This window comes from Brevundimonas sp. GW456-12-10-14-LB3, from assembly GCF_059424365.1.
This window is the reverse complement of sequence record NZ_JBWKZJ010000003.1, coordinates 108,905-132,648: the sequence shown is the minus strand read 5'-3', so window position 1 is coordinate 132,648 and position 23,744 is coordinate 108,905. Positions and strand designations below refer to the sequence as shown.

27 protein-coding genes are annotated in these 23,744 nt (G+C 66.2%); 9 read left to right on the top strand and 18 right to left on the bottom strand.

Going from position 1 to position 23,744, the window contains the following annotated elements; genetic code table 11:
* Nucleotides 1-66: 66 nt before the first annotated feature.
* Both AC07XS_RS02490 and AC07XS_RS02485 read right to left on the bottom strand, forming a co-directional pair.
* The gene (locus tag AC07XS_RS02490) at nt 67-1,215 is read right to left on the bottom strand and encodes a GNAT family N-acetyltransferase (protein ID WP_182713553.1); all 1,149 of its coding nucleotides are present in this window, start codon (nt 1,213-1,215) and stop codon (nt 67-69) included.
* Nucleotides 1,212-1,670 carry a RidA family protein gene (locus tag AC07XS_RS02485; RefSeq protein ID WP_182713552.1) on the bottom strand — a complete coding sequence of 153 codons (459 nt, stop codon included), beginning with the start codon at nt 1,668-1,670 and terminating at the stop codon, nt 1,212-1,214. Before AC07XS_RS02485 ends, AC07XS_RS02490 begins: the two co-directional genes overlap by 4 nt.
* A 103-nt stretch (nt 1,671-1,773) precedes the next feature.
* On the opposite strand from AC07XS_RS02485, the gene AC07XS_RS02480 reads away from it, so the two are divergent.
* Together AC07XS_RS02480 and AC07XS_RS02475 are read left to right on the top strand one after the other, a co-directional pair.
* Complete coding sequence (locus tag AC07XS_RS02480; RefSeq protein WP_054766994.1) at nt 1,774-2,679, top strand: hypothetical protein; 906 nt, start codon at nt 1,774-1,776, stop codon at nt 2,677-2,679.
* A 129-nt stretch (nt 2,680-2,808) separates the two neighbouring features.
* Nucleotides 2,809-3,036, top strand: a complete 228-nt coding sequence (locus tag AC07XS_RS02475; RefSeq protein WP_494732648.1) for a hypothetical protein — start codon at nt 2,809-2,811, stop codon at nt 3,034-3,036.
* A 6-nt stretch (nt 3,037-3,042) separates the two neighbouring features.
* Here the strand turns inward: AC07XS_RS02475 and AC07XS_RS02470 are convergent, their stop codons facing one another.
* Genes AC07XS_RS02470 through AC07XS_RS02460 form a run of 3 tightly spaced genes read right to left on the bottom strand, consistent with a single transcriptional unit; the run spans nt 3,043 to nt 6,392 of the window.
* Nucleotides 3,043-3,783: a polysaccharide deacetylase family protein gene (locus AC07XS_RS02470; protein WP_054766171.1), complete on the bottom strand. Its 741-nt coding sequence runs from the start codon at nt 3,781-3,783 to the stop codon at nt 3,043-3,045.
* Nucleotides 3,784-3,819: 36 nt separating this feature from the next.
* Entirely contained in the window at nt 3,820-5,115 is a 1,296-nt protein-coding gene (gene pncB / locus AC07XS_RS02465) for a nicotinate phosphoribosyltransferase (protein ID WP_054766170.1), read from the bottom strand.
* A gap of 8 nt (nt 5,116-5,123) precedes the next feature.
* On the bottom strand, nt 5,124-6,392 hold the full coding sequence (locus AC07XS_RS02460; protein WP_082382718.1) for a DNA polymerase IV: 1,269 nt from the start codon (nt 6,390-6,392) through the stop codon (nt 5,124-5,126).
* A 106-nt stretch (nt 6,393-6,498) separates the two neighbouring features.
* Between AC07XS_RS02460 and AC07XS_RS02455 the strand changes: the two genes are divergently transcribed.
* Complete coding sequence (locus tag AC07XS_RS02455; protein WP_182713570.1) at nt 6,499-6,864, top strand: response regulator; 366 nt, start codon at nt 6,499-6,501, stop codon at nt 6,862-6,864.
* Complete coding sequence (locus AC07XS_RS02450; RefSeq protein WP_182713551.1) at nt 6,861-8,222, top strand: PleD family two-component system response regulator; 1,362 nt, start codon at nt 6,861-6,863, stop codon at nt 8,220-8,222. Before AC07XS_RS02455 ends, AC07XS_RS02450 begins: the two co-directional genes overlap by 4 nt.
* 79 nt (nt 8,223-8,301) lie before the next feature.
* Here AC07XS_RS02450 and rpmG read toward each other — a convergent pair whose 3' ends face one another.
* The 4 genes from rpmG to rnr form a co-directional block, all read right to left on the bottom strand.
* On the bottom strand, nt 8,302-8,469 hold the full coding sequence (gene rpmG, locus AC07XS_RS02445) for a 50S ribosomal protein L33 (protein WP_003164451.1): 168 nt from the start codon (nt 8,467-8,469) through the stop codon (nt 8,302-8,304).
* An 86-nt stretch (nt 8,470-8,555) separates the two neighbouring features.
* Entirely contained in the window at nt 8,556-8,963 is a 408-nt protein-coding gene (locus tag AC07XS_RS02440) for a DUF5990 family protein (RefSeq protein ID WP_182713550.1), read from the bottom strand.
* Nucleotides 8,964-8,965: 2 nt separating this feature from the next.
* Nucleotides 8,966-9,679 (bottom strand): NUDIX hydrolase, encoded by a 714-nt coding sequence (locus AC07XS_RS02435; protein WP_182713549.1) that lies wholly within the window; start codon nt 9,677-9,679, stop codon nt 8,966-8,968.
* Nucleotides 9,676-11,991 (bottom strand): ribonuclease R, encoded by a 2,316-nt coding sequence (rnr, locus tag AC07XS_RS02430; protein WP_182713548.1) that lies wholly within the window; start codon nt 11,989-11,991, stop codon nt 9,676-9,678. Before rnr ends, AC07XS_RS02435 begins: the two co-directional genes overlap by 4 nt.
* Nucleotides 11,992-12,096: 105 nt before the next feature.
* Here rnr and AC07XS_RS02425 point away from each other — a divergent pair, with 105 nt between their 5' ends.
* From AC07XS_RS02425 to AC07XS_RS02415, 3 genes are read left to right on the top strand one after another with little or no spacing between them, the layout of a single operon-like run.
* Nucleotides 12,097-13,497: a cystathionine beta-synthase gene (locus tag AC07XS_RS02425; protein WP_182713547.1), complete on the top strand. Its 1,401-nt coding sequence runs from the start codon at nt 12,097-12,099 to the stop codon at nt 13,495-13,497.
* Nucleotides 13,497-13,790, top strand: a complete 294-nt coding sequence (locus AC07XS_RS02420; protein WP_182713546.1) for a hypothetical protein — start codon at nt 13,497-13,499, stop codon at nt 13,788-13,790. Before AC07XS_RS02425 ends, AC07XS_RS02420 begins: the two co-directional genes overlap by 1 nt.
* Entirely contained in the window at nt 13,787-14,953 is a 1,167-nt protein-coding gene (locus tag AC07XS_RS02415) for a cystathionine gamma-synthase (protein WP_182713545.1), read from the top strand. Before AC07XS_RS02420 ends, AC07XS_RS02415 begins: the two co-directional genes overlap by 4 nt.
* 2 nt (nt 14,954-14,955) lie before the next feature.
* Here AC07XS_RS02415 and AC07XS_RS02410 read toward each other — a convergent pair whose 3' ends face one another.
* The 8 genes from AC07XS_RS02410 to udk all read right to left on the bottom strand — a co-directional run bounded on the left by AC07XS_RS02410 (nt 14,956) and on the right by udk (nt 19,949).
* Complete coding sequence (locus AC07XS_RS02410) at nt 14,956-15,216, bottom strand: hypothetical protein (RefSeq protein WP_182713544.1); 261 nt, start codon at nt 15,214-15,216, stop codon at nt 14,956-14,958.
* 23 nt (nt 15,217-15,239) lie between these two features.
* On the bottom strand, nt 15,240-15,413 hold the full coding sequence (locus AC07XS_RS02405) for a hypothetical protein (protein WP_152950636.1): 174 nt from the start codon (nt 15,411-15,413) through the stop codon (nt 15,240-15,242).
* A 42-nt stretch (nt 15,414-15,455) separates the two neighbouring features.
* Complete coding sequence (locus AC07XS_RS02400) at nt 15,456-15,668, bottom strand: cold-shock protein (protein ID WP_182713543.1); 213 nt, start codon at nt 15,666-15,668, stop codon at nt 15,456-15,458.
* A 195-nt stretch (nt 15,669-15,863) separates the two neighbouring features.
* Nucleotides 15,864-16,877 carry a cupin-like domain-containing protein gene (locus AC07XS_RS02395; protein ID WP_182713542.1) on the bottom strand — a complete coding sequence of 338 codons (1,014 nt, stop codon included), beginning with the start codon at nt 16,875-16,877 and terminating at the stop codon, nt 15,864-15,866.
* A gap of 93 nt (nt 16,878-16,970) precedes the next feature.
* Nucleotides 16,971-17,453 (bottom strand): hypothetical protein, encoded by a 483-nt coding sequence (locus tag AC07XS_RS02390; protein ID WP_182713541.1) that lies wholly within the window; start codon nt 17,451-17,453, stop codon nt 16,971-16,973.
* A gap of 85 nt (nt 17,454-17,538) precedes the next feature.
* A complete protein-coding gene (locus tag AC07XS_RS02385) occupies nt 17,539-18,249 on the bottom strand; it encodes a TorF family putative porin (protein WP_182713540.1) in 711 nt (236 codons plus the stop codon).
* A 35-nt stretch (nt 18,250-18,284) separates the two neighbouring features.
* A complete protein-coding gene (locus AC07XS_RS02380; protein ID WP_182713539.1) occupies nt 18,285-19,217 on the bottom strand; it encodes an NAD(P)H-dependent flavin oxidoreductase in 933 nt (310 codons plus the stop codon).
* A gap of 84 nt (nt 19,218-19,301) precedes the next feature.
* Nucleotides 19,302-19,949, bottom strand: coding sequence for a uridine kinase (udk, locus tag AC07XS_RS02375; protein ID WP_182713538.1), 648 nt, complete (start codon nt 19,947-19,949; stop codon nt 19,302-19,304).
* A gap of 168 nt (nt 19,950-20,117) precedes the next feature.
* Here udk and AC07XS_RS02370 point away from each other — a divergent pair, with 168 nt between their 5' ends.
* Together AC07XS_RS02370 and AC07XS_RS02365 are read left to right on the top strand one after the other, a co-directional pair.
* Nucleotides 20,118-21,752: a long-chain-fatty-acid--CoA ligase gene (locus AC07XS_RS02370; RefSeq protein WP_152950632.1), complete on the top strand. Its 1,635-nt coding sequence runs from the start codon at nt 20,118-20,120 to the stop codon at nt 21,750-21,752.
* A 15-nt stretch (nt 21,753-21,767) separates the two neighbouring features.
* Complete coding sequence (locus tag AC07XS_RS02365; RefSeq protein ID WP_152950631.1) at nt 21,768-22,454, top strand: DUF1499 domain-containing protein; 687 nt, start codon at nt 21,768-21,770, stop codon at nt 22,452-22,454.
* Nucleotides 22,455-22,584: 130 nt separating this feature from the next.
* Here the strand turns inward: AC07XS_RS02365 and AC07XS_RS02360 are convergent, their stop codons facing one another.
* Nucleotides 22,585-23,487, bottom strand: coding sequence for an MBL fold metallo-hydrolase (locus AC07XS_RS02360; RefSeq protein ID WP_182713537.1), 903 nt, complete (start codon nt 23,485-23,487; stop codon nt 22,585-22,587).
* Between the last annotated feature and the right edge of the window lie 257 nt (nt 23,488-23,744).

Here is a 23,744-nt window from a genome sequence, read left to right as displayed (position 1 = left end):
ACTCCCCTCTCCGACCCTGGTTCGCTTCGCGAACGACGGGCCACCTCTCCCGCAAGCGGGAGAGGGTCAGTTTTCTTTTTTGAAGGGCGACAGTTCCTCAGTCATCTCCAGCCGTTGGGCCTCGACGGCTGGGCCTTCGCGGCGAAGATAGTCGGCCACTGGATCGCAAAGCGCCGGATCGGCGATGAAATGGGCGGAATAGACGGGAGAGGGCAGATAGCCCCGCGCGATCTTGTGCTCGCCCTGGGCGCCCGCCTCGACGCGGGACAGGCCGTGCGCGATGGCGAACTCGATCGCCTGATAATAGCAGAGCTCGAAATGGAGGAAGGGCACGTCTTCCAGCGCACCCCATTGGCGGCCGTACAGGGCGTCGCGGCCGATGAAGTTGAGAGCGCCGGCGATGGGCTTTTCGTCTCGGAAGGCCATGACGAGGGCGATCCGGTCCGCCATGGTCGCGCCCACGCGGCTAAAGAAGTCCCGGGTCAGATAGGGTCGCCCCCATTTCCGGTCGCCCGTGTCCATGTAGAAGGCGAAGAAGGCGTCCCAGTGGGCCTCGGCGATGTCGGCGCCCGTCAGGATGCGGATGTCCAGACCGGCCTGGGCGTCGCGGCGTTCGCGGCGGATGGTCTTGCGACGGTTGGCCGACAGGGCGGCCAGGAAGTCGTCGAAGGTCTGATAGCCGTCATTGCGCCAGATGAACTGGATGTCCTGGCGGAGCAGCAGGCCAGCCTGGGCCATATCCGTCCATTCCGTCTCGGTTGGGAAGTTGACGTGCAGGGACGAGACGCCCAGCCGCTCGACCAGGGTCAGGGCGCCCTGAAGCAGGGCCTGCCGCACCGTCGCGGCGTCCGTATCCGGGTGGTTCAGGAAGCGTGGGCCGGTCGCCGGGGTGAAGGGCACGGCGCCCAGCAGCTTGGGGTAATAGCGACCGCCGGCGCGCTCATAGGCGTCGGCCCAGCTGTGGTCGAAGACATATTCGCCCTGGCTGTGGCCCTTCAGATAGAGGGGCATGACGCCCAGGACGGCGTCATCCTCGTCACGCAGGGCCAGGTGGCGCGGCGCCCAGCCCTGGTGCGGGGCGGCGCTGCCGGACGCCTCGCAGGCGTGCAGAAAATCGTAGGAGACGAAGGGATCGCCGGTCGGACGCGCGCAGGCGTCCCAGGCCTCGCGGCCGATGTCGGCGATCCCGTCATGAACCGTCAGTGTGAAGGTCAACGGATCTCCACGACGGCGTCCACCTCGACGGCGAAGCCCAGCGGCAGCTTGTAGACGCCGACGGCGGAACGGGCGTGGCGGCCGGCGTCGCCGAACACCTCGACCATCAGGTCCGAGCAGCCGTTGATGACGGCGGGAATGGCCTCGAATTCCGGTCCCGCCTGGACGAACCCACCCAGCTTCACGATCCGCACGACCCTGGACAGGTCGCCGTCGCAGGCGGCCTTGATCTGGGCCAGCAGATTGATCCCGCACAGGCGGGCGGCGGCGGCAGCCTGTTCCGGCGTCACGTCCACGCCGACCGTGCCCTTGATCCCGCCCGAAGCGTCGTTCGACAGCTGGCCCGAGATATGGACGACCGCGCCCGACTGGACGAAGGGCACATAGTTGGCCACCGCCTTGGCGGGTTCCGGCAGGGTGATGCCGAGTTCGGCGATACGGGATTCGATGGTCATGGGGGCTCCTTGATCTGGTCGGCGGTTTAGCGCGGCGCAAGGGCGGCGTCACCCGTCCGGCGTCTTAAGCCTTCGCCAATCGCCATATGCCAGAATGGCGCTCATGGATCTGCACCTGACCTCTGACGTCGCCGCCTTTCAGGCCGTGTTGGCGCGCCTTTCGCCGTCGGACTGGGCGCACGTTGATGCAGCCATGGAGCCCGCCGGCGCCAAGGCCGCAGAGGCCGCGCCCCACTGGGATTTCGAAATGCCAGCCAGGGCGGTGGACGCCGTTCTGGGCGCATCCGCCTCTGACGCGGTTCGACGCGGCCTCATCGCCAGTTGGGCCCTGCGCTTGCCGGATCGGGTCGCGACCCTGGCTCTGCCGCCCGAAGTGCTGTCCCTCTATCCCTATTGGATCGAACAGCTGGCGGCCTTCCTGACCCAGGCGGAGGGCGATTACGACTTCGACCACTGGGCCAAGGATGTTCGCTTCAGCCTGGCGCTCAGCGTGCCGGCGGCCAAGAGCCAGGTCATCGACCTGAGTTCGCCGGTGGGGCCGGGACAGATCATCAAACATGTGCGCGACGGCTGGGGCTTCGGCCCGCTGTTCCGCTATCTGAAGGCGGGCGCCAAACGCGAGCCCTGGCTGGAGGTCCATACCGAGAGCCGCTGGCTGCGCGGCTTCAACGAGGAGGGTTGGAACGACGCCTGGGCCACGGCGGCGGAAATCTGTCGGACGCGACCGGAGCTGGCGGGGATGATCGGCTCCAGCTGGTTCTACGACCCGCCCCTGACCGAGATCAGCCCCCGCCTGGCGCACCTGCGGCTGAACCCGCTGAAGGGCGGGGCCTTTATGGTGCATCAAGGGCCGGGCGAGATCCACACGCAGCGGGCGGCAACAGCCTCTGCGTCGCGAAAGGCGTTGATCGACAGCGGTGAATACACCGCGCGGTCATGGCTGATGGTCTGGCCGAGGAAGGAACTGATCGCCTGGGCGGACCGGCGCAAGGCCGTCGCCCTCGTCTGAGAGCCGGCGATGTTCGATAGCCCGATTATCGATTAGTGTGCTGACATTTTCGGATTGGAGCGACGGCATGTCGATGGCGGCGAAGCGTGCGGGCGGGACGCATCCTCTGCGTTTGGTCGGTTGGGCCTTGTGGCCTTGGCCCTATCGGCGCCGCTGGTGGCCATGCAGTTCACTCGCGAGGTCGCCTGGACGGCGTCGGACTTCCTGTTCGCGGGCGTCTTGCTGGTCGGAGCGGGCGTCTTGATCAAACTGACGCTGGCTTTGATCAAACGTCGTTCTTTGGCTCTGGCCGTCTGCGCCGCGGTGGTCCTGGCGGTTCTGCTGATTTGGGCCGAGGGCGCCGTGGGCGTTTTCTAAGCTGTTTCAGCCGGTGACGCGGCCCCAGGCTGAGGCCACGGGTTGAATGTCCAGCCCGGCGGCCTTGGCTAGTCCGATCAGCCGGTCGATGTCTTCCGGGCGGCAGCCATAGGGGGTGGGCGCGTCGCTGACGTCGTGGCCGTAGGCGATCAGCCAGCCTCTAGAGCCCGCCGTGTCTGCGACAAGCTGTTCCAGATCATAGCCGGGCAGGCGACGACTCTCCAGGCCGATGGCCTGCACCAGATTGCGATCCACGCGGCCGGTGTTGATCCCGTCGCGCACGCCTCGGCCGCACAGGAAGCGCCGCTCAATCACCGCCTTGGACCCCAGGGCGCAGTCGCCGAACGGATAGGCGAAGGTCTGCATCCGATAGCCGTCCAGCCGTTCCGACACCCAGGCGGCGTTGCGGGCCAGGCTGGCGTCCAGTTCGGCTGGCGACAGGCGCAGGGTCGAGACGTGTTCATAGGTGTGGCAGCCGACCTCGTGCCCCGCCGCGTGCAGGGCCTGAAGGTGTGCGGTCTCGAACTGCGGCAGATCCAGATTGCGCCCGCCCGCCAAACCGCCGCAGACATAATAGGTGGCCTTCACCCCGTGCTGGGCCAGCACCGGCCCGGCCTCCAGCCAGGCGGAGGCGGGGATGTCGTCGAACGACAGGCTCAGCACGCCTCGCGGGGACCGGATGGTCACGGGGCGGACATCCAGATAACGGCCGGCGCGGCGGCGCATCTTATCGACGAAGGCGTTCATGTCGCCCTTATCGCGGATCGGGCTTAAGGCCGGGTTTCAGACCGCAACGGGTCGAGCGGTCAGGCCGCGCTCGCCGAAGACGCGGCGATAGCGTTGGATTTCGGCCGGATCGCCCACGGCCTTTTCCGGATTGTCCGACAGTTTGACGGCGGGGCGCCCCCCGGCCTCGACCACCTTGCAGACCAGGGAGATAGGCTCAAGCTCGGGGGCGAAGGCGGGCGAACACTCGCGGAAGTCATTGGTCAGATTAGTGCCCCAGCCGAAGCTGAGCCGGGTGCGGCCATGGAAATGGGCGTGGGCCGCTTCGATACCGTCGATGTCCATGCCGTCGGAGAAGATCAGCAGCTTCTCGCGCGGATCGCGGCCCCGTTCGCGCCACCAGTCGATCAGCCGTTCGCCCGCCGGGATCGGCGGGGCCGAGTCGGGGCGGAAGCCGGTCCAGTCGGCGACCCAGTCGGGAGCCTTGTCCAGAAAGGCCTCGGTGCCGAAGGCGTCGGGCAGGACGACCAGCAGATTGCCGCCGTAGTGCCGCCGCCACTCGTCCAGCACCGCATAGGGCGTCTGGGCCAGGCTGGCGTCGTCGGGGGCCAGGGCGGCCAGGACCATCGGCAGTTCGTGGCCATTGGTGCCGATGGCCTCAAGATCGTTCTCCATGGCGTGGAGCACATTGGAGGTGCCGATGAAGGACCCGCCCAGGCCTTCCTTCAGGGCCTGAATGCACCAGCGCTGCCACAAAAAGCCGTGACGACGACGGGTGCCGAAGTCGGAGAGAGCCAGGCCGGGCAGGGCGCGCAGCCGCTCGACCTTGGACCACAGCCGGGTCTTGGCCCGGGAATAGAGGACGTCCAGTTCGAACCGTCCCAGCCGACGCAGCCCTGTGCGGCAGCGCAGTTCATTGAGGATGGCCAGGGCGGGGATTTCCCACAGGGTGACCTCGGCCCAGGCGCCGGAGAAGGTCAGGACATATTGGCCGTCCTGAACCGACAGGTCGTAGTCGGGCAGGCGGTAGTCGGTCAGCCAGGCGATGAAGTCCGGCGAGAAGATCTGCTTCACGCCATAGAAGCTGTTGCCCGCCAGCCAGACCAACTCCTTGTTGGTGAAGCGCAATGTGCGGGCGTGGTCCAGCTGGTCGCGCAGTGCAGCGACGTCGATCTCGTCCGCTATACGGACCGACCGGGTGCGGTTGATGACCTGGAAGACCACGGGCGTGTCGCGATGTTCACGCCAGATCATCTGCAACATCAGCAACTTGTAGAAATCGGTGTCCAGCAGGCTGCGGACGATCGGGTCCAGGCGGAACCCGTGGTCGAAGGCGCGTTTGGCGAGGTCCATGCGCCCTCTTAGGTCTTAAGCGCCCGACCCGCCACCACGGCGTCCTTGCCGAACTTTTCCCGCAGCCGGTCGATGGCCCGTTCGGTCTTCAGGAGGCGGGTCTCGGCGCTTTGGAACAGACCGACAGGCGCGTCTTCCGCATCCTGAATATCCGCCATGCCGATACCGATCAGCCGATAGGGCGGCCCCAGTTCCGGTCGCAGCAGATCGCGACCGGCGGCGAACAGGGCGCGGGCGGTCTGGACCGGTTCGGCCAGGCTGATCCGCCGGGTGACGATCTTGAAGTCGGTGCGGCGCAGTTTCAGCACCAGGACGCGGCTGGCGACGCCGTCGCGCCGCGCCTTTGACGCCAGTTTCTCGCACAGGGGCCAGAGCTCTGCCTCCAGGGCCTCGGCCGTGCTGAGGTCCTCGCTGAAGGTGGTTTCGGCGCTCATGCCCTTGCGGTCCCGCTCCGGGTTCACGGCCCGAGCGTCCCGCGCGTGGGCCAGGTCGTAAAGACGTAGGCCGGACTCGCCATAGCGTTTGACCAGATCGCGGACGTCGGCGCGCGCCAGATCGCCGATGGTGGCGTAGCCGTCGCTGCGCAGCGCCTTGCCGAACACCGGGCCCACGCCGGGCAGGGCGGTGACGGAGCGGGGCGCCAGCAGGGCCTGGGCATCCCCTGCGCCGATCACGGAAAAGCCGCGCGGCTTGTCCATCTCCGAGGCCATTTTCGCAAGGAAGCGATTGGGCGCCAGGCCGATCGAGACGGTCAGGCCGGTCTCTTGCTCGATCTGCTTCTGGAACCGGATCAACTGAAAGGCCGCAGGCCCGCCGTTCAGTCGCTCCGTGCCCGACAGATCGACCCAGGCCTCGTCCAGCGACAGCGGCTGGATCAGGGGCGTCAGCCGGCCCAGGGCGCCCAGGATGCGATCTGACTCAAAGACGTATTTGGCGAAGTCCGGCTTGATCACCACGGCCTCGGGACAGGCCTTCAGGGCCTTGAACATCGGCATGGCGCTGCCGACGCCATATTGGCGGGCGACATAGCAGGCGGTCGAAACCACGCCGCGCTTTCCCCCGCCGACGATCACCGGCCGGTCGCGAAGCTCGGGCCGATCGCGCTTTTCGACCGAGGCGTAGAAGGCGTCGCAGTCCATGTGCGCGATCGTCAACCGATCCAGTTCCGTGTGGGCGACGATGCGGCGCGATCCGCACGACGGGCAGCGCCGATCCGGCGGCCCGGCGGGGTCGGTTCCGGTCCACAGACAGTCGCGGCAGACGGCCTTTATGGCCACGCTTAAGGTCTCCGTAACCTTGGCTTCACCCCAACTTAAGACTGGGCAGGCAGTATGACGTTCAACGCGGCGTCGCCAATTCGCCGGCGACCCAGGTCAGGTGATGATGTCCAAGAAAGTCCTCATCGTCGAGGATAACGAGCTGAACATGAAGCTTTTTCATGATCTGCTCGATTCCCAGGGCTACGAGACCTTGCAGACCCGAGAGGGGCTGCAGGCCTTGGCCCTGGCGCGCGCGCACCATCCGGACCTGATCCTGATGGATATTCAACTGCCTGAAATTTCGGGTCTCGAAGTCACCAAATGGCTGAAGGACGACGAGGAGCTGAACCATATTCCCGTCATCGCCGTGACCGCCTTCGCCATGAAGGGCGATGAGGAGCGGATTCGTCAGGGCGGTTGCGAGGCCTATATCTCCAAGCCGATCTCGGTCATGCACTTCCTCCAGACCATTCGGCAGCATCTGGGATGAGCGCGCGAATTCTGGTCGTCGACGACGTAGACGTGAATGTGCGTCTGCTCGAGGCCAAGCTGACCATCGAATATTATGACGTGCTGACCTGCCACGACGGTCAGACGGCCTTGACCCTGGCGGCGAAAGAGCAGCCGGACCTGATCCTGCTGGACGTCATGATGCCTGGCATGGACGGTTTCGAGACTTGTCGGCGGTTGAAGGCGCGAGCTGAGACGCGGCACATTCCGGTGGTGCTGGTGACGGCTCTGGACGGACGAGCCGACCGTATTCGCGGCCTGGAGGCCGAGGCCGACGACTTTCTGACCAAGCCGATCGACGATGTGGTGCTGCTGGCGCGGGTCAAGTCGCTGACGCGGCTGAAGCAGGTGATGGACGAACTGCGCGAGCGCGAGGAAAGCAGCCGCCGCATGGGCGTGGGCGACGGCGCCGCAGCGCGTCTCAGAACCGAAGGCGGCCGGGTTCTGATCGTCGATGACGACGAAAGCCAGGCCGCAGCGGTCGCTGCCGAACTGGGCCGCGAACACCGCGTGGTGGTGGAGACCGATCCCCAGGCGGCGCTTGCGGCGGCCAAGGGGCCGCTGGATCTGATCATCGTCAATGTGGCGGCCCAGAGTTTCGACGGATTAAGGGTCGTGGCCATGCTGAAATCCGGCGACGCGCGGCGCGCGCCGGTCCTCGCGATCGTGGAGCCCAGCGAGCGACCGCGGATGGTCAAGGCGCTGGAGTTGGGGGCTACCGACATTCTGCCGCGTCCGATCGACACCGAGGAGCTTTCCGCCCGTGTCCGCACCCAGATCCGGCGCAAACGCTATACGGACTTCCTGCGCCAGAAGCTGGACAGCAGTCTGGAAATGGCCGTCACCGACTCTCTGACGGGCCTGCACAATCGGCGCTACATGGCCGGCCAGCTGCAGGCCCTGGTGGGGCGCGCCACACACGGCGGCTCGCCGGTGGCTGTGCTGGTCTTGGATATCGACCACTTCAAGGCGGTCAACGACGGTTTCGGCCACGACGCCGGCGATGAGGTTCTGGCCGAGTTTGCGGTCCGGCTCGCCACCAATGTGCGCGCCGTGGACCTGCCCTGCCGTATGGGCGGGGAGGAATTCGTGGTGGTCATGCCGGGCGCGGGTCTGGAGGACGCCCGCATGGTGGCCGAGCGTATTCGCCGCGACATCGCCGCAGCGCCGTTCCGCGTGATGGGCGGCGAGGAGTTTTTGACCATCACCCTGTCGATCGGCGTCGCCGCGACCACCGGCGCCGGGGACACGCCTGAGGCCCTGCTGAAGCGGGCCGATGAAGGCGTTTATGAAGCCAAGGCCGGCGGCCGCAACAAGGTCGTCGCGCGCGCGGTCTGACGTCGCACCGGCGTAGCCGCAACGAAAAACGCCCGGCTGCGACCAGCCGGGCGTTTTCCTTTGTCAGCGGATCAAGGCGTTACTTGATCTTGCCTTCCTTGAACTCGACGTGCTTGCGCACGACCGGGTCGTACTTCTTGACGACCATCTTTTCGGTCATGGTGCGAGCGTTCTTCTTGGTGACGTAGAAGAAGCCGGTGTCGGCCGTGGAGTTCAGGCGGATCTTGATGGAAGCCGGTTTGGCCATCGGAATTACCTCTGCGACGGCGAAAGCCGCTTAAAATAAGAGGCGCGGAACATACTCAGACTCGATCCAAAGTCAACGGCCCAATCTCAGACGGCCGTCCACGGCTGAAGAGGCCGCACAGTCGCGCAGGCGGGGCCGCCGTCGCGGGCACGGCCGGGCAGAATCACCTCAAGCGTCTGACCGGCGCGGGCCTGGGCCAGAAGGGCGGCGGGAATGTCGTGGACATCGATCTTGGCGCGACGGCTCCATTCGCCGTGCTGTCCAGCCGATGTGCCGATGGCGATATAGATGAAGCGGCGCAACGGTCCCTCGCGTCGAACGAAGGGGCCGGTCAGCCGCCCGTCGTCAGACAGGGTCACGGGGACGTCGAAACTGATCGGACCATCGCCGGCGATGCGAGGATCGACCGGCGCATTGGCCTTGTCCTGCAGGCTGTAAGCGACGCCTGGGACCGGGTCTGCTGTGGTCAGGCGCAGGGTGATGGCGCTGGGCATTGTCAATCCCTGTGATCGACGATGTGGCGGCCGCGCACCATGCGGACGAAGGGGAGGGGGCGGTCGGGGCTGGTTCGATCCTGGCCAAGCCGCTCGGCCAGTTCGCCCAGCACGAAGCGGGTGATGGCGGGCAGATCAAGGGCGCGAGCGTCTTGCAGGGGAAGCCAGGCGATTTCGTCCAACTCGCCCGACCCTGCGGTCGGCTCGGGCGTCAGCAGGGCCTCGGCTGGGGCCATGAAAAAACGAGCGTCGAACCGGCGCGTGCGGCCGGGCGGCGTAACGGCGCGGGCGATGTAGGACAGGACCGAAAGATCGGGCAGGGCGCCCGCTTGGCGGTATTCGCGCCACGGTCCAGCGACGCTGGCGGAGGGCGCGGCGCGCCCCAGGATCAACCCGGTCTCCTCGAAGGTCTCGCGGATCGCCGTCAGGGCCAGGGCGCGGGCGCGGCGGGCGGGAACCTCGGCCTCCAGCCGACGCGCGACGTCTGACGCCAAGGCGCCGGTCGAGGCGGCGGTGAAATCCGCCCGGTCGATCCGCCCACCGGGAAACACCCACTTCGACGCCATGAAGACATGGCCCGGCGCCCGCCGCCCCATCAGCACCTCAGGCCGCGACCCGCCCCGTGTCACGATCAATGTCGCCGCGTCCTTGGGGCGTTGGGCGCCGCCGACGCGAGGCGCGTCGGTCAGGTCCTGCGCGGCGTCGAAGGGGGTCACCTGCGCTTGCCTTTGCGCACGCCCTTCAGCCCGCCCGAAGGTTTGGAGCCGTTGCGGGGCTTGGGGCCGCCAGGCCGGTTCTTGCCGCGCATCGGCGGGCCGTCGCCGCCTCGTCCCCGGACGCCGTAGCGAGGGGGCGGGGCGTTGGGATCGCGCGGCTCCGGTTCGCTGAGCATTTCGAACACCAGTCCGCCGGTGACGGGGGTGGCCTCCACCAGCCTGACCTCGACCATCCGGCCCAGGGTGAAGCGCTTGCCGGTGCGTTCGCCGACCAGGGCGTGGGCGCGGTCGTCATGTGCGAAATACTCGCCGCCCAGGGTGGAGACGGGAACCAGGCCGTCGGCGCCGGTCTCGTCGAGGCGGATGAACAGGCCGAAGCGGGTCACGCCGGTGATCCGTCCGGTGAAGGTCGCGCCGACGCGGTCCTCCAGGAAGGCGGCGATATAGCGGTCCATGGCGTCCCGCTCGGCCGCCATGGACCGGCGCTCGGTCATGGTCACGCCCTCGGCGATGGCCGGCAGTTCGGCGATCTCGCGGTCGCTCAGCCCGTCCTTGCCGAGGTTAAGCGCCCGGATCAGGCCGCGGTGGACGATCAGGTCGGAGTAACGCCGGATCGGCGAGGTGAAGTGGGCGTAGCGGTCCAGGTTCAGGCCGAAGTGGCCGACATTGTCCGGCGAATAGATGGCCTGCATCTGGGTGCGCAGAACCATTTCGTTGACCACATCGGCGTATTCGCCGTCGCGGGTCTCGTCCAGCAACTTGTTGAACCGCTTGGTGGTGCCCGGCTCGCCCTTGTTCCACGGCTTGCCGATGGTCGAGAGGAAGTCGGCCAGGTTGAAGATCTTCTCCTGACTGGGGGCGTCGTGGACGCGATAGATCAGGGGCGTATTCTTCTGCTCCAGGGTCTCGGCGGCGCAGACGTTGGCCTGGATCATCATCTCCTCGATCAGCCGGTGCGCCTCCAGAGAGGCGCGCTTCTCAATCGAGGCGATGCCGCCATCGGGCGCCATGCGGATGCGGCGTTCGGCGGACTCGATCTGCAGCGGACTGCGTTTCAGCCGGCCTTTCAGCATGGCGTGATAAGCGTTCCACAGCGGATAGAGGATGGTCTCCATGATCGGGCCGGTGACGTCGTCGGTCTGGCCGTCGATGGCGGACTGGGCCTGTTCGTAGCTGAGTTTGGCGTGCGACCGCATCAAGCCGCGCACGAACTTGTGGCCGGTCTTGCGGCCGTCCTTGTCGAAGACCATCCGCACCGCCAGACAGGCGCGGTTCTCGCCTTCCTTCAGGCTGCACAGGCCGTTCGACAGCACCTCGGGCAGCATGGGTTCGACCCGGTCGGGGAAGTAGGTGGAGTTGCCCTTGTCGCGCGCCTCTCGGTCCAGCTGGCTGCCCGGCCGGACATAGGCGGCGACGTCGGCGATGGCGACCCAAACGATCCAGCCGCCGGGGTTCTTCGGATCTTCGTCGCGGGCCGCATAGACGGCGTCGTCGTGGTCGCGCGCATCGGCGGGGTCGATGGTGATGAAGGGAACCTCGCGCAGGTCTTCGCGCCCCTTCAGCGTCGGCAGTTCCTGATCCTCGGCCTCGCGCTCCACCGCCTCGGAGAAGCCGGTCGGCACGCCATGGGCGTGGATGGCGATCAGGGAGGCGGCGCGGGGGTCGTCCTCCTTGCCGATATGTTCCAGGATCTTGCCGCGCTTGGGCCCATAGCGCTGGTCGCCCTTTTCGATAGCGGCCAGGACCAGGTCGCCGTCGCGCAGATCGCCGGACTGGGCCTGGGGCACCAGCAGCACGTCCTTGGAGCGGCGGTCGACGGGCTCGACGCGGGTCTCGCGCGCCGACTTGCGGATGACGCCCAGGACACGGTTCGTCCCCGCGTCCAGCCGTTTGATCAACCGCGCCTCCCAGCCGTCGTCGCCGCGCTGGAACTTGACCAGCAGCCGGTCGCCCAGGCCGGGCGCGGGACCGGGCTTTGCCTTGTCAGGCATCAACAGGGCGCGGGGCGCATCGGCGCCGGCCTCGACCAGGCGGACGTAAAGTTCGCCGTCGCCGTCGCGTTCGATCACGTCGGCGACGCCGACGGGGGGCAGGGCGCCGGCTTCTGAGAAACCCTTGCGGCCGCGTTTGCCCAGCCGGCCCTCAGCCTCCAGCTCGCGGATCATTTCGCGCAGGGCCCGGCGATCGCCGCCCTTCAGGCCGAAGTGGCGGGCGATATCGGTCTTCTCGGCCGATCCGGCCTCGCGCAGAAAGGCGAGGAGGGTGTCTTTGTCGGGGAGACCGGCGGGCGGCCTCTTGGGTGATTTGGTCATTGCGTCTTTCGTAGCGCGGAACCGCGCCCTTGGGTCAAATCTTGCGTGAGTTGACCATGTGAATGTGAGGCCTCAGCCTCGCTGCGTCCCGAACCGGAGCCTACGATGTCCCTGACCGCCCCCGCCCTGAGCGCGACCGTGAAGTCGCCGCTGGATCTGATCGGCAAGACGCCGATGGTGGAGGTGACGAAGATCGACACCGGCAAGAGCCGGCTGCTGCTGAAATTGGAGTCCCAGAACCCCGGCGGCTCGATCAAGGACCGGATCGCCGTTGAGATGCTGGATGCGGCCGAACGCGAGGGATGGCTGAAGGAAGGAGGCACGATCGTCGAGGCGACGGCCGGCAACACCGGCCTGGCCCTGACCCTGGTCGGCCGCGCTCGGGGATATAAGGTGCTGCTGGTCATTCCGGACAAGATGTCGAAGGAAAAAATCCAGCATCTGCGGGCTATGGGCGCCGATGTTCGCCTGACGCGATCCGATGTGCCGCATGGCCACCCCGATTACTATACCGACATGGCCGAGCGTTTGGCCCAGGCCATTCCCGGCGCCTATTACGTCAACCAGTTCGCCAACCAGTCGAACGCCGAGGCCCATGTGAAGACGACGGGGCCGGAGATCTGGGAACAGACGGGCGGCGACATCGACGCCTTCGTCGCCGGCATCGGCTCGGGCGGGACCATCACCGGCGTCGCGCGCTATCTGAAGAGCGTCGGCTCCAAGGCCCAGATCATCCTGGCCGACCCGGTGGGATCGACCCTGGCCGGCATCGTCAACGACGGCGTGCCGGGGCCGGACGGCAGCTATACGGTCGAGGGCATCGGTCAGAACTTCGTGCCCGATACGGCGGACATGAGCCTGATCGACAAGGCCTATTCGATCCCGGACGCGGAAGCCATCGCCACGGCGCGCGAACTGCTGCTGAAGGAAGGCATTCTGGCGGGATCTTCGTCGGGCACTCTGATCGCCACGGCCCTGCGTTGGTGCCGCGAGCAGACGGAGCCCAAGACCTGCGTCACCTTCGTCTGCGACACCGGGGCCAAATATCTGTCCAAGGTCTATAACGACGCCTGGCTGGCGGATCAGGGCCTGGGCGAGCGCGAGCTGCACGGCGACCTGTCGGACCTGATCAACCGCAAGTACGAGCGGGGCGACGTGGTCGTGGCCGGGCCGGGCGACACCCTGGACACGGCCTTCAAGCGGATGAAGGGCGCCGATGTCTCCCAGCTGCCGATCATCGAGGACGGGCGTCTGGTCGGCATCCTGGACGAGAGCGACCTGGTCCAGGTGATGAACACCGACGAAATCACCCGCAAGGAGCGGTTCGCCAAGCCGGTCGCCGACGCCATGACGCGCGATCTGGACACGGTCCAGGTCAATGAGCCGTTGGACGCCCTGATCCCCCTGTTCGACCGCGACCGGGTGGCCATCGTGCTGGACGGCGAGCGGTTCGTGGGCCTGATCACCCGCACCGACCTGATCAACCACCTCAGCCTGAACCGCTGATGCTGAAGCTGATGGGCCATGAGTTTGCGGACGACCAGCCGGCTATCGTGTGCAGGCATGTGACCGATGGTCAGCCGGTGGTCGAGGTGGCACATGACGTTGACGGTGTCGTGCAGGTGTTGTGCGCCCGGTTTGATCATGGGGCCGAAGACGCCCAGGTCGTACACCTGCACCACCTGATGCCCGTGCTTGAGCCGCTCGGTTTACCCGCCATAGATCCTGGCCATCTGGCCCAGCTTTCGGAAGGGGGGTGGATCGTCAAGGCGATGCCTCCCGAAGAGGAAGACGAATGAATTCCGACAAGAAGAACAGCCAGGGTTTCTCGACCCGCGCCATCCACGCCGGACAGCGGCCGGACCCGACGACGGGGGCGGTGATGACGCCGATCTACGCCACCTCGACCTACGCCCAGGAAAGTCCGGGGGTGAACAAGGGCTATGAATACGCGCGGGGCAAGAACCCGACGCGCGAGGCGTTCGAGGCCTGTATCGCGGACCTGGAGGGCGGCGCCCACGGGTTCGGCTTCGGCTCGGGCATGGCGGCGACCTCGACGGCGCTCGAACTGCTGGATGCGGGCGATCATATCGTCACGGGCGACGACCTGTACGGCGGCTCGTGGCGCCTGTTCGAGCGGGTACGGCGGCGGACCATGGGACTGGACTTCGCCTATGTGGACCTGAGCGACATCGCGGCGGTCGAGGCGGCGATCACGCCCAAGACGAAGATGCTGTGGGTCGAGACCCCGACCAATCCGCTGATGAAGCTGGCCGACATCGCCGCCCTGTCGACGGTGGCCAAGGCGCATGGCCTGCTGCTGATCGTGGACAACACCTTCGCCACGCCCTTCTGCCAGCAGCCGCTGAGCCTGGGGGCGGATGTGGTGATGCACTCGGCGACCAAATATCTGAACGGCCATTCGGACATCATAGGCGGCGTGCTGGTGACGGCCGATCCCGAGCTGGCGACGCGGATCAAGTTCCTGCAGAACTCGGTCGGCGGCGTCATGGGGCCGTTCGACGCCTTCCTGGCCAACCGGGGCCTGAAGACCCTGGCGCTGCGGATGAGGGCGCACTGCGAGAACGCCCTGACGGTGGCGCGCTGGCTGGACACCCGGTCGGGAGTGGCCAAGGTCATCTACCCCGGCCTGATCGCCCATCCGCAGCACGAACTGGCGGCGCGCCAGATGCGCGGCGGCTACGGCGGCATGGTGACGGTGATCCTGGACGGCGACCTGGACCGGACCCGGCGGGTGCTGGAACGGGTCGAGGTCTTCACCCTGGCGGAGTCGCTGGGCGGGGTTGAAAGCCTGGTGAACCACCCGGCCATCATGACCCACGCCAGCGTGCCCAAGGAGGTCCGCGAGAAGGGCGGGATCACCGACAGCCTGATCCGCCTGTCGGTCGGGGTCGAGGATGTCGAGGACCTGATCGCCGACCTGGATCAGGCGCTGGGCTGATCTCAGCCGGACGGCAGAGCCGTCTGGTGGCCGGTGACGGGGGGCAGCTTCTTCTTGGGGGCGGCGCGCTTCGCCGGCGGTGCCTTGACGGGCTTGGGCAGGGCGGCGCGGCGGGCCAGTTCGTCGTCGATGACCGGCAGGATGTCGCTGGCGGCCATCACCTGAGTGGAGGCGCCGTGTTCGACCAGACGGGCGGCGTTGGCGCGCAGTGTGGTCAGGTCGGCGTCGGTCATGGTGGGGATCATGTCGGCGAGCGGGGTCATGTCGTCATCCGTGCAGAAAGGCTTCAGGGCCGGCGCGCGAGGCGCCAGCCCTTCAGCTGATTGAAGGCGATCTCGACCACGACACGGTCGCCGAGCAAGGAAACGCCGTTCGGCGCACCCAGGGTCGGCAGGACCGTGACGATGTGGCCGTTGTCCAGGCGGACCTTCCGGCCGCCCAGAGGCAGGAGCTTCGTCACCTCGCCGTCGAAAGCGATGGCGGGCGAGCCAAGAAGCTTGTCCTACTCCGCCGCCGAAAGGCGGCCGGCGGATTCCTTGCCGGAGCGCTGGTCGCGCTCGATCTCGTAGCCGATCTTCTGGCCTTCGTTCAGCGAGCCGAGGCTCGAGGTTTCGACCGCCGAGGCGTGGACGAAGACGTCCTTGCCGCCGTCATCAGGGGCGATGAAGCCGTAACCCTTTGTGGGATTGTACCATTTTACAGTGCCGGTAGCCATTTGGAGACCTCCGTCTGGCGTTGACCGAAGGGAGGGCCCCAAGCGGTCTGTCGGGTCTGAATGGGATCGGCGTTTGGACCTCGGTGCGTGATGCAAAGGGAGCAGCGGCGTTACGCAGAGAGATCGACCATCCACATATGGGTGTTGATCGCCGAGGAGCAAGAGGTCGAGACGCTCTTTCCTAAGCGAGGCCGGCTAGCGCGACAGATGAGATATAAGCGTCGCTTTTAGGCGTCGCATTATTTCGGGCGTCATGGCGGCGAACAGCCCCCGGGCGTCTTGAGGTATGTGCCCCATTGGATCTTGCTCATCGGGTCGGAAGAGGTAGTGGTCGAAGACTGTACGCCAAGCTTGTCTTTCGCGTGGAGGCAAGTCTCGAAGCGTCAGCAGGCCATGTAGGAGGCTGAAGATGGGCGCTTCCGTGTAGGCGGGCGCGTCACGCCACCAAAAGTTGATCATGGCGCTGAACGGATCCAGCGATTCTACATGATGTATCCAGAGGCTGGGCATGTACAAGCCGTCTCCAGGCTCGAGTTCAGCCACCTGTGAGTGCTTCATCGCCTCGGCGAATTGGGGGTGGGCATCCAGGTCAGGCTCTATGAAATCAACTAGGCTGATGGGCTGGCCCGAGAGCGTGAAATCGACAGGTCCGAAGTACAGGTTCCGGATTTGCTCGATCGGAAAGAGGGTGAAACGGCGACGACCAGCGATTACGCACGCTAGGTTCTGGGGCAAATCCCAGTGGGCTGCCGTCCGAACACGGTTTCCAATCCAAAGCGAAACCCGCCGCTCGCCTTTCTTTTCCAACAAAGGCATCGGAGTCTCGAGCAGGAGACGGGGGAGGTGGCTCGCGAGAGGCACGCCGCCAGCGTAGAAGCCGGGAGGCTCAGAGTCGCTATGGTGGCGCATCAGCCTGTCCAACAGAACGCTTAAAGGCGCTTTTTCTTGGGCGTGATTGAAGGCCTTCAAGTCGTGACTGTAGAAAAAGCGCCCTTTGATTTCAGGCGAGCCGCTCCAGATCACGGTCGGATCGTTTGTGGCGGCCGCCCGAATGTGATTTGAAAGCTCACTATGAGATCTCAAACCAAGTGAGACCATAGGCCAGTTCGAAACCAAGCCACGGATTACCGCCGGACGCCCTTCCGGAACGATCTGGGTCTCGAACAGGTCACGGCTGACGCTCCTATATACGGGGATAGCGTCGGTCATCTAGAGTCGGGAGTCAAAATGGGCGCGCTTCCGTAAACCGTAGGACCAAGCGAACAGCCTTAGCGGTGTGGTGTGATCGGCTGAAGAAGAGGTTCAGCCGCCGTTCTCAGGCAGGGTGCATTGAGTGCCTACGTCCGCATTAGCGTTGGACGTCCTCACAATGCGCGCAGCCTCCGCCAGTTGCTGACAGTCGTAGGTCGTCACTCGAGCGCCGCTGACGACTACATAGCCCATGCCGCTCGCGCAGGCGACTTCAAACAGGTCGCGGCGATCGTCAGTACGTCCGACCTTTACCGCGGTGGTGACGTCGCATGACTTGTCCGTCTGGCTCATCAGGCGCTGGGCTTGACGGCGAACTCTGTCACGCTCGGCCGGCGAATAGATTTGCAATCGTCGACTGGCTTCGAACTGTTGAGCTGCGGCTTGAGCCGCCCGACGCCCTTCACTTTCCCGGGCGCGGACCGATCCTGGGTCAGTAAACTGTGGGAAGCCGGACTGGGCTCCGGACTGGGCTGATGCAGATGCGAGGCCGCCGAGCGCAGTGAAGATCAGGGCGTAAGTAAATGCGATTTTCATAGCTACCCTCCGCTCGAAAGGTCTCAGATATGCAGTTGCTCGTCAAGAATGTCGCAGGTTGGCGGCGGCCCGCGCCCGTCCCGCATCAGAAGGCGTAGGCCACTTCCGCCACCAGGGCGTCCTCGTACTGGTCGCCGAAGGCGTGGGCGTCGGTGTCGTGGTAGCGCAGATCCAGCGCCAGGGCGTCCGTCAGGTCGTAGGTCACGCCGGCGTTCCAGCCGGTATAGTCGGGGGCGCCGTCCTGTTCGCGGCGGCCGACGGCGGCGGAGCCCTCCAGGCGGGGACTGAAGGCCCAGGCGAGTTGGGCTTCGACCCAGGTGAAGGACCGTGTGGAGCCGGCCGCGTCGGGCGAATACTGGACCTGCAGCCGGGCCTCAGCGGGACCGACGGCGCGGCTGATGTCGCCGGTCAGCTCCCAACCGTCGGCGTCATACCCGGGATCAACGTCCCATCGGTTCTTGTAGGCCAGGCTGAGGTCGAAGGCGTAGCCCCAGGCTTCGGGCCGGTAGCCGGCGACCAGTTCGGTCTCGAACCGGGAACCCCCGGCCTGGATCGTCTCGAAGCCGGGGCCGGCGTAGAAGCGGCCGTCGGCGGACTCCCAGGTCGCGGCGCCGAAGGCATAGCCGTCGTTGCCGGACTTGGACGCCGCCTTGGACCGGTTGTCGGTTCCCGCGCCAAGCTCGAATCCCCAGTCCGAGGAGGGATTGGAGGTCTGGGCCAGGGCGGGGGCGGCGAGGGCAGCAAGGGCGACGGCGAGGGGAACGGAGAGGCGGGCGGCGCGTGTGTTTCGGATCATGGGGGCTCCAACGCGCGAACCGCGCGAAAGAGCCCTTAGCCTGCGGGGAACCGCGCTGAAAACTGTTCCGTGGCCTGAGCGAACTCTTGTCGCAGGCGGGCGACCAGTTCAGCGGTGGGCAGGACGTCGTGGATGGCCCCGGCGCCCTGGCCGGCGGACCACACGGTCTTCCAGGCCTTGGCCTCGGCGCCCATGTCCAGCTTGTGCTCGGGCAGGTGTTTGGGATCAATGCCGTTTTGGACCAGGGATTTGGTCATGAAGTTGGCGGGAACGCCGGAGACCGCCGGGGTATGGACGATGTCGGTCGAGCCGCTGTCGATGACCATCTGCTTGTAGGCCTCGGGCGCCAGGGCTTCGGCCGTGTTGATGAAGCGGGTGCCCATATAGGCGAAATCGGCGCCCATCATCAGCGCCGCCGCCACGTCTCGGCCCGTCGAAATGGCCCCGGCCAGGATGATGGTCCCGTCGTAGAAGGACCGGACCTCGTTGATCAGGGCGAAGGGATTGATGATCCCGGCGTGGCCGCCCGCGCCGTTGGCGACCAGGATCAGGCCGTCGACGCCCGCCTCGGCCGCCTTCCTGGCGTGACGGATGTTGGCGATGTCGTGGAAGACCATGCCGCCGTAGCCGTGAACCGCATCCACCACGTCGCGCACCGCGCCGAGCGAGGTGATGATCAGCGGCACCTTCTCCTCGACCGAGACCATCATATCGGCCATCAGCCGGGGATTGGTCGGGTGGACGATGTGGTTGACGCCAAAGGCGGCCGCGTCGGGAGACAGGCGTCCCTTGATCTCCTGCAGCCAGTCCCGATAGCCCTCGGTCGTGCGCTGGTTCAGCGACGGGAAGGTGCCGATGATCCCGGCGTTGCAAGCCTCGACCACCAGGTCCGGGCCTGAGACCAGGAACATCGGCGAGGAGATGACCGGCAGGGTCAGGCCTTTTTGAAGCGAAGCGGGAATGGCCACAGGCGTCTCCTTCAGTTTCGTTTCAGGACGCATACCGGGCTGTCGTGGCGTAAGGCAATCCGTTCCGAAGTCCGACCTAAACCTTCAGTCTGTCAGGAAAGGCGCCAGCAGGGGATGGGCCAGGACGGGCGCGGCCAGACGAACCACGGCCTGCGGATCTTCCAGCCGGACGGCGGCGGTGGCGTCGGCGACGATGAAGTCGGCGTGGGTGCGCGACGGCTCGGTCAGCCGCTCATGGCCCGGCCGCACGGTCGCCAGATACTGGGCCACGACCGAATCTGCCGACCGACCCCGCTCGGACTGGTCGCGCAGCAGGCGCCGGATGAAGCGGATGTCGGCGGGGGTGTCGACAAAGACCCGGATGTCAAACAGGGCGGTCAGCTCAGGCGTACAGAGCACATGGGTGCCTTCGACGATCACCACCTCGGCTGGCGCGATCGGTTCGCCGCCCGGCTCGCGTCCATGATGGATGAAGGAATAGACGGGCGCGGTCACGCCCCGACCCGACTTCAACGCCTTCAGGTCTGTGATCATCAGCGCATGGTCGCGCGCGGCCACATCGTCGAAGTCGAAGGTCGCGGGGTCGAAGCCGGGCAGGGCGGCGGCGTCTTTATAATAGGAGTCTTCGCGCACCAGCACGGCCGCCCCGTCGGGCAGGCTGGACACAAGCGCCTCCGCCAGCGTGCTCTTACCGGAGCCGGAGCCCCCCGTGATTGCGATCAATATGGCCATGGAGGGCCTTCTACGGCGCCGGCCGGCGCATCGCCAAGCGCCGGTCCGACGGGGCGATCGGTCGCGCGACGGCGCGCCGGGCTCGCATTGCTTATCGCTGATCACCCCTATAGCGTCTCATCAAGCGTCGCGGGCGAGCAGACGCATCAAGGGACAAGGAAGACGCACATGCTGGGATTGATGCAGGATTGGCCTCTGACGGTCGATAAGATCCTCGACCACGCCAAGAACTGGCACGGCGACCGCGAAGTGGTCACCCGTTCCGTCGAAGGCCCCATCGTCCGCACCACCTACAGCCGGATTCACGACAGGGCCAAGCGGGTGTCCAACGCCCTGAAAGCCTGGGGTATCGAGCCCGGCGATCGCGTCGCCACCCTGGCCTGGAACACCGACCGCCATATCGAGACCTGGTACGGCGTCATGGGCATAGGCGCGGTGTGCCACACCCTGAACCCCCGTCTGTTTCCCGAGCAACTCGTCTATATCATCAACCACGCCGAGGACCGGGTCATCTTCACCGACCTGACCTTCGTGCCGCTGCTTGAAGCCATTCTGCCCCACATCCCGAAGGTCGAGCGGGTCATCATCATGACCGACGACGCCCACATGCCGCAGACCCGGCTGCCGCGCGCAGAATCCTATGAAAGGATCGTGGCTGAACAGTCCCCCGACGTCTTGTGGGGCGACTTCCCGGAAAACACCGCCTGCGGCCTGTGCTACACCTCCGGCACCACGGGGAATCCCAAAGGGGTGCTGTATTCGCACCGCTCCAACTTCCTGCACACCTTCATGGCCCTGCAAGCTTCGGTGGTTGGGGGCAAGACCAGCGACGTCATACTGCCGGTGGTGCCCATGTTCCACGCCAACGCCTGGGGCATCGCCTTCGTCGGTCCCGCATCGGGCTGCAAGCTGGTGATGCCGGGCGCCCGGATGGACGGGGAGGCTCTGTATGAGCTGCTCGAGACCGAGGGCGTCACCTTCTCGGCCGCCGTGCCCACCGTGTGGCAGGGGCTTCTGGCCCATATGCGGCAGAACGGATTGAAGCTTTCTACGGTCAAGCGCGTGCTGATCGGCGGTTCGGCCGTGCCGGAAAGCCTGATCCGAGCCTTCCACGACGATTATGGCGTCGAAGTGCTCCAGGGCTGGGGCATGACCGAGACTTCGCCGATCGGCACCCTGTCGAACATGACGCCGGAGACGGCGGCCCTGCCGTTCGAGGAACAGCTGAAATACCGCACCAAACAGGGTACGCCCCCACTGGGCATCGAACTGGCGCTGAAGGACGACGCGGGTCAGAGCCTGCCGCATGACGGGGCCACCTTCGGCCATTTGATGGTCAAGGGGCCGACGGTCGCCCGCGCCTATTTCCGTGAGGAGAGCTCGATTCTGGACTCAGACGGCTTCTTCGATACGGGCGACGTCGCGACCGTCGACGAGCTGGGCTTCATGCAGATCACCGACCGGTCAAAGGACGTGATCAAGTCGGGTGGGGAGTGGATCAGCTCCATTGAGATCGAGAACATCGCCGTCGGCCATCCCAAGGTCGAACTGGCGGCGGTGATCGGCGCCCCTCATGCCAAATGGGACGAGCGCCCGGTCCTGCTGGTCAAGCTGAAGGCGGGAGAGATCCTGGACAAGCAGGAGCATCTCGACTTCCTGAAAGGCAAGATCGCCAAATGGTGGATGCCCGACGACGTGGTGGCGCTGGACGAGATTCCCCTGGGCGCCACAGGCAAGATCGACAAGAAGCTTCTGCGCGAGCGGATGAAGGACTATCGTCTGCCCGACGTTCAGCCCGCCTGACCTGCCGGAACGCCGATGCGATCGACCAAGCCCGTCCCCGCCTTGATCCCTGTCCTGACCGCCGTGACGGCGGCGGCTCCGGTCTTGGCGGTGGGGGCCATGGCCGCCACCCTGTTCGGCGGGGTCGATCGGGCGGTCACCTATGATCTGCTGACCTGGACGGTGGGGCGGGGTCTGGCCTGGGTCGGCCTCGGTGCGGCCTTGGTCGTCTCGGTCCTGGCTCTGCGCGACCTCGGCCGACGTGGGGCCTATGCCGCGACGGCCCTGGTGTTGGCGGGAAGCGTGCTGGGCGTCTTCCTCTATCAAGGGGCGCGTCTGGCCCAGCCGACGCCGCGCGACGTCAGCACCAGTGTGGAAGAACCGCCGGCCTTCAGCCGTTTGGCCGCCCTTCATCCTCGCGCGAATGACGTTCAGGGGATGCAGGCCTGTCCCGCCGCCCGCTCCATTCCCTCGCAGATCTTGGCGCAGCAGGCGGTATCGGCCCTGGTGGACGCTGGTTTTCCAGTGGTTCGCGCCGCGACCTTCGAGGTCGAGGGGGTGCATGAGGGCGCCTGGTTCGGCTTCGCCTATGACGCGGTGATCCGCATCCGGCCCGGACGGACCGACATTCGAGTTGCAGCGCGCGATCCGCGCCCCGACGGCGGCGCGACCTGCCGTCTGATGGGCAAGATCGTCGCGGCCCTGGAGGAGGAAGTCCGCTAGAGCATGATCGTTTCGGACGGAACCGCGCAGCGGTTCCAACAGAAGCGTGAATCATGCTCTCGCTTTGATCTGGGGCTTGATTCACCGTTTCAGCGAACCGCGTAGCGGTTCCTCCTCAACGGATCAGGCTCTAGGCCGGACGAAACTCCGTCGTCACGCTGGGCGGGCCCGAAACGGTCGCCGTCCCGTCTTCGACCAGTTTGATCAGATGGGCCAGGACCGACAGGGCGGCGGCCGGCCACAGCCGCTGATCCACGGCGGCGTAGAGAATCGGCGTCATCTCCGCCGCCGTTCGGTCGCCCGCCCTCAACCGCGCCGCCACCTGGGCCTCGCGCTCCAGCCTGTGGGCGCGATAGGCTGACAGAAAGGGCCCAGGGTTCGTCACAGGGGCGCCGTGCGTGGGCCAGAGGGTGGTGTAGTTCCGCGCGATCACGGCGTCCAGGCTGGCCATATAGTCGCGCATGTTTCCATCCGGCGGCGCCACCACCGTGGTGGACCAGCCCATGACGTGGTCGCCGCTGAACAGGGCGTTCTCCTCCCGTAGAGCGAACGCCATATGGTTCGAGGCGTGGCCGGGCGTGAACAGGGCCTCCAGCGTCCAGCCGTCGCCCTCGATCCGTTCGCCGCCCGTCAGCACCCTGTCGGGGGCGAAGTCCGCATCCTCATCCTCATCCAGCGCGCCCGAGGCGTGGGTTTCTCGCAGCGGGGGCCGCGCCGCGAGAATCGTCGCCCCCGTACGATCGGCGAAGGGGCGGGCGAGGGGGGCGTGGTCGCGGTGGGTGTGGGTGACGAGGACGTGGCTCACTACACGTCCCGCCACCGCCGTCAGCAGGGCGGCGAGATGCGGCTCGTCCAAAGGGCCGGGGTCGATCACCGCCACCTGCGCCCCCGGCTCGGCCCGACCGACGATATAGGTCCCCGTCCCCGTGAAGGTGAAGGGACCCGGATTGTGGGCGATCACTCGCTGAATCAGCGGCGAGACCTGATCGCGCCGCCCGTGGGCGAAATCAAAATCCCGAACGAAGGGAATCACGCCGACGCCCCCGTCCTCTGGCGCGACCCTTGCCTTAACTCCTCGGTAACCTTCGCCGGAGCGCCCCATCATGGCTCGTTCGATCGCCTTCGCTGTCTCAAATCGGCTCCAGCCTATCGCGGCGGCGCTGCTGTGTCTCATGGCGGCGCAACTCGTCACAGCGTCGTGCACGCCCGAGCCGGCGCCTTATGCGTCGAGGGTGGCGGTGGAGCGGTAGCGTACACCCAGAGGTGCCATCTCAACGTCGTGGAGTTTTG

What these genes read in the sequence shown, in the direction of transcription:
- AC07XS_RS02485 (WP_182713552.1), bottom strand. Translation starts at nt 1,670, where the DNA reads ATGACCATCGAATCCCGTATCGCCGAACTCGGCATCACCCTGCCGGAA.
- AC07XS_RS02480 (WP_054766994.1), top strand. Translation starts at nt 1,774, where the DNA reads ATGGATCTGCACCTGACCTCTGACGTCGCCGCCTTTCAGGCCGTGTTG.
- AC07XS_RS02470 (WP_054766171.1), bottom strand. Translation starts at nt 3,783, where the DNA reads ATGAACGCCTTCGTCGATAAGATGCGCCGCCGCGCCGGCCGTTATCTG.
- pncB (WP_054766170.1), bottom strand. Translation starts at nt 5,115, where the DNA reads ATGGACCTCGCCAAACGCGCCTTCGACCACGGGTTCCGCCTGGACCCG.
- AC07XS_RS02455 (WP_182713570.1), top strand. Translation starts at nt 6,499, where the DNA reads ATGTCCAAGAAAGTCCTCATCGTCGAGGATAACGAGCTGAACATGAAG.
- AC07XS_RS02450 (WP_182713551.1), top strand. Translation starts at nt 6,861, where the DNA reads ATGAGCGCGCGAATTCTGGTCGTCGACGACGTAGACGTGAATGTGCGT.
- rpmG (WP_003164451.1), bottom strand. Translation starts at nt 8,469, where the DNA reads ATGGCCAAACCGGCTTCCATCAAGATCCGCCTGAACTCCACGGCCGAC.
- AC07XS_RS02440 (WP_182713550.1), bottom strand. Translation starts at nt 8,963, where the DNA reads ATGCCCAGCGCCATCACCCTGCGCCTGACCACAGCAGACCCGGTCCCA.
- rnr (WP_182713548.1), bottom strand. Translation starts at nt 11,991, where the DNA reads ATGACCAAATCACCCAAGAGGCCGCCCGCCGGTCTCCCCGACAAAGAC.
- AC07XS_RS02425 (WP_182713547.1), top strand. Translation starts at nt 12,097, where the DNA reads ATGTCCCTGACCGCCCCCGCCCTGAGCGCGACCGTGAAGTCGCCGCTG.
- AC07XS_RS02420 (WP_182713546.1), top strand. Translation starts at nt 13,497, where the DNA reads ATGCTGAAGCTGATGGGCCATGAGTTTGCGGACGACCAGCCGGCTATC.
- AC07XS_RS02415 (WP_182713545.1), top strand. Translation starts at nt 13,787, where the DNA reads ATGAATTCCGACAAGAAGAACAGCCAGGGTTTCTCGACCCGCGCCATC.
- AC07XS_RS02410 (WP_182713544.1), bottom strand. Translation starts at nt 15,216, where the DNA reads ATGACCCCGCTCGCCGACATGATCCCCACCATGACCGACGCCGACCTG.
- AC07XS_RS02400 (WP_182713543.1), bottom strand. Translation starts at nt 15,668, where the DNA reads ATGGCTACCGGCACTGTAAAATGGTACAATCCCACAAAGGGTTACGGC.
- AC07XS_RS02395 (WP_182713542.1), bottom strand. Translation starts at nt 16,877, where the DNA reads ATGACCGACGCTATCCCCGTATATAGGAGCGTCAGCCGTGACCTGTTC.
- AC07XS_RS02390 (WP_182713541.1), bottom strand. Translation starts at nt 17,453, where the DNA reads ATGAAAATCGCATTTACTTACGCCCTGATCTTCACTGCGCTCGGCGGC.
- AC07XS_RS02385 (WP_182713540.1), bottom strand. Translation starts at nt 18,249, where the DNA reads ATGATCCGAAACACACGCGCCGCCCGCCTCTCCGTTCCCCTCGCCGTC.
- udk (WP_182713538.1), bottom strand. Translation starts at nt 19,949, where the DNA reads ATGGCCATATTGATCGCAATCACGGGGGGCTCCGGCTCCGGTAAGAGC.
- AC07XS_RS02370 (WP_152950632.1), top strand. Translation starts at nt 20,118, where the DNA reads ATGCTGGGATTGATGCAGGATTGGCCTCTGACGGTCGATAAGATCCTC.
- AC07XS_RS02365 (WP_152950631.1), top strand. Translation starts at nt 21,768, where the DNA reads ATGCGATCGACCAAGCCCGTCCCCGCCTTGATCCCTGTCCTGACCGCC.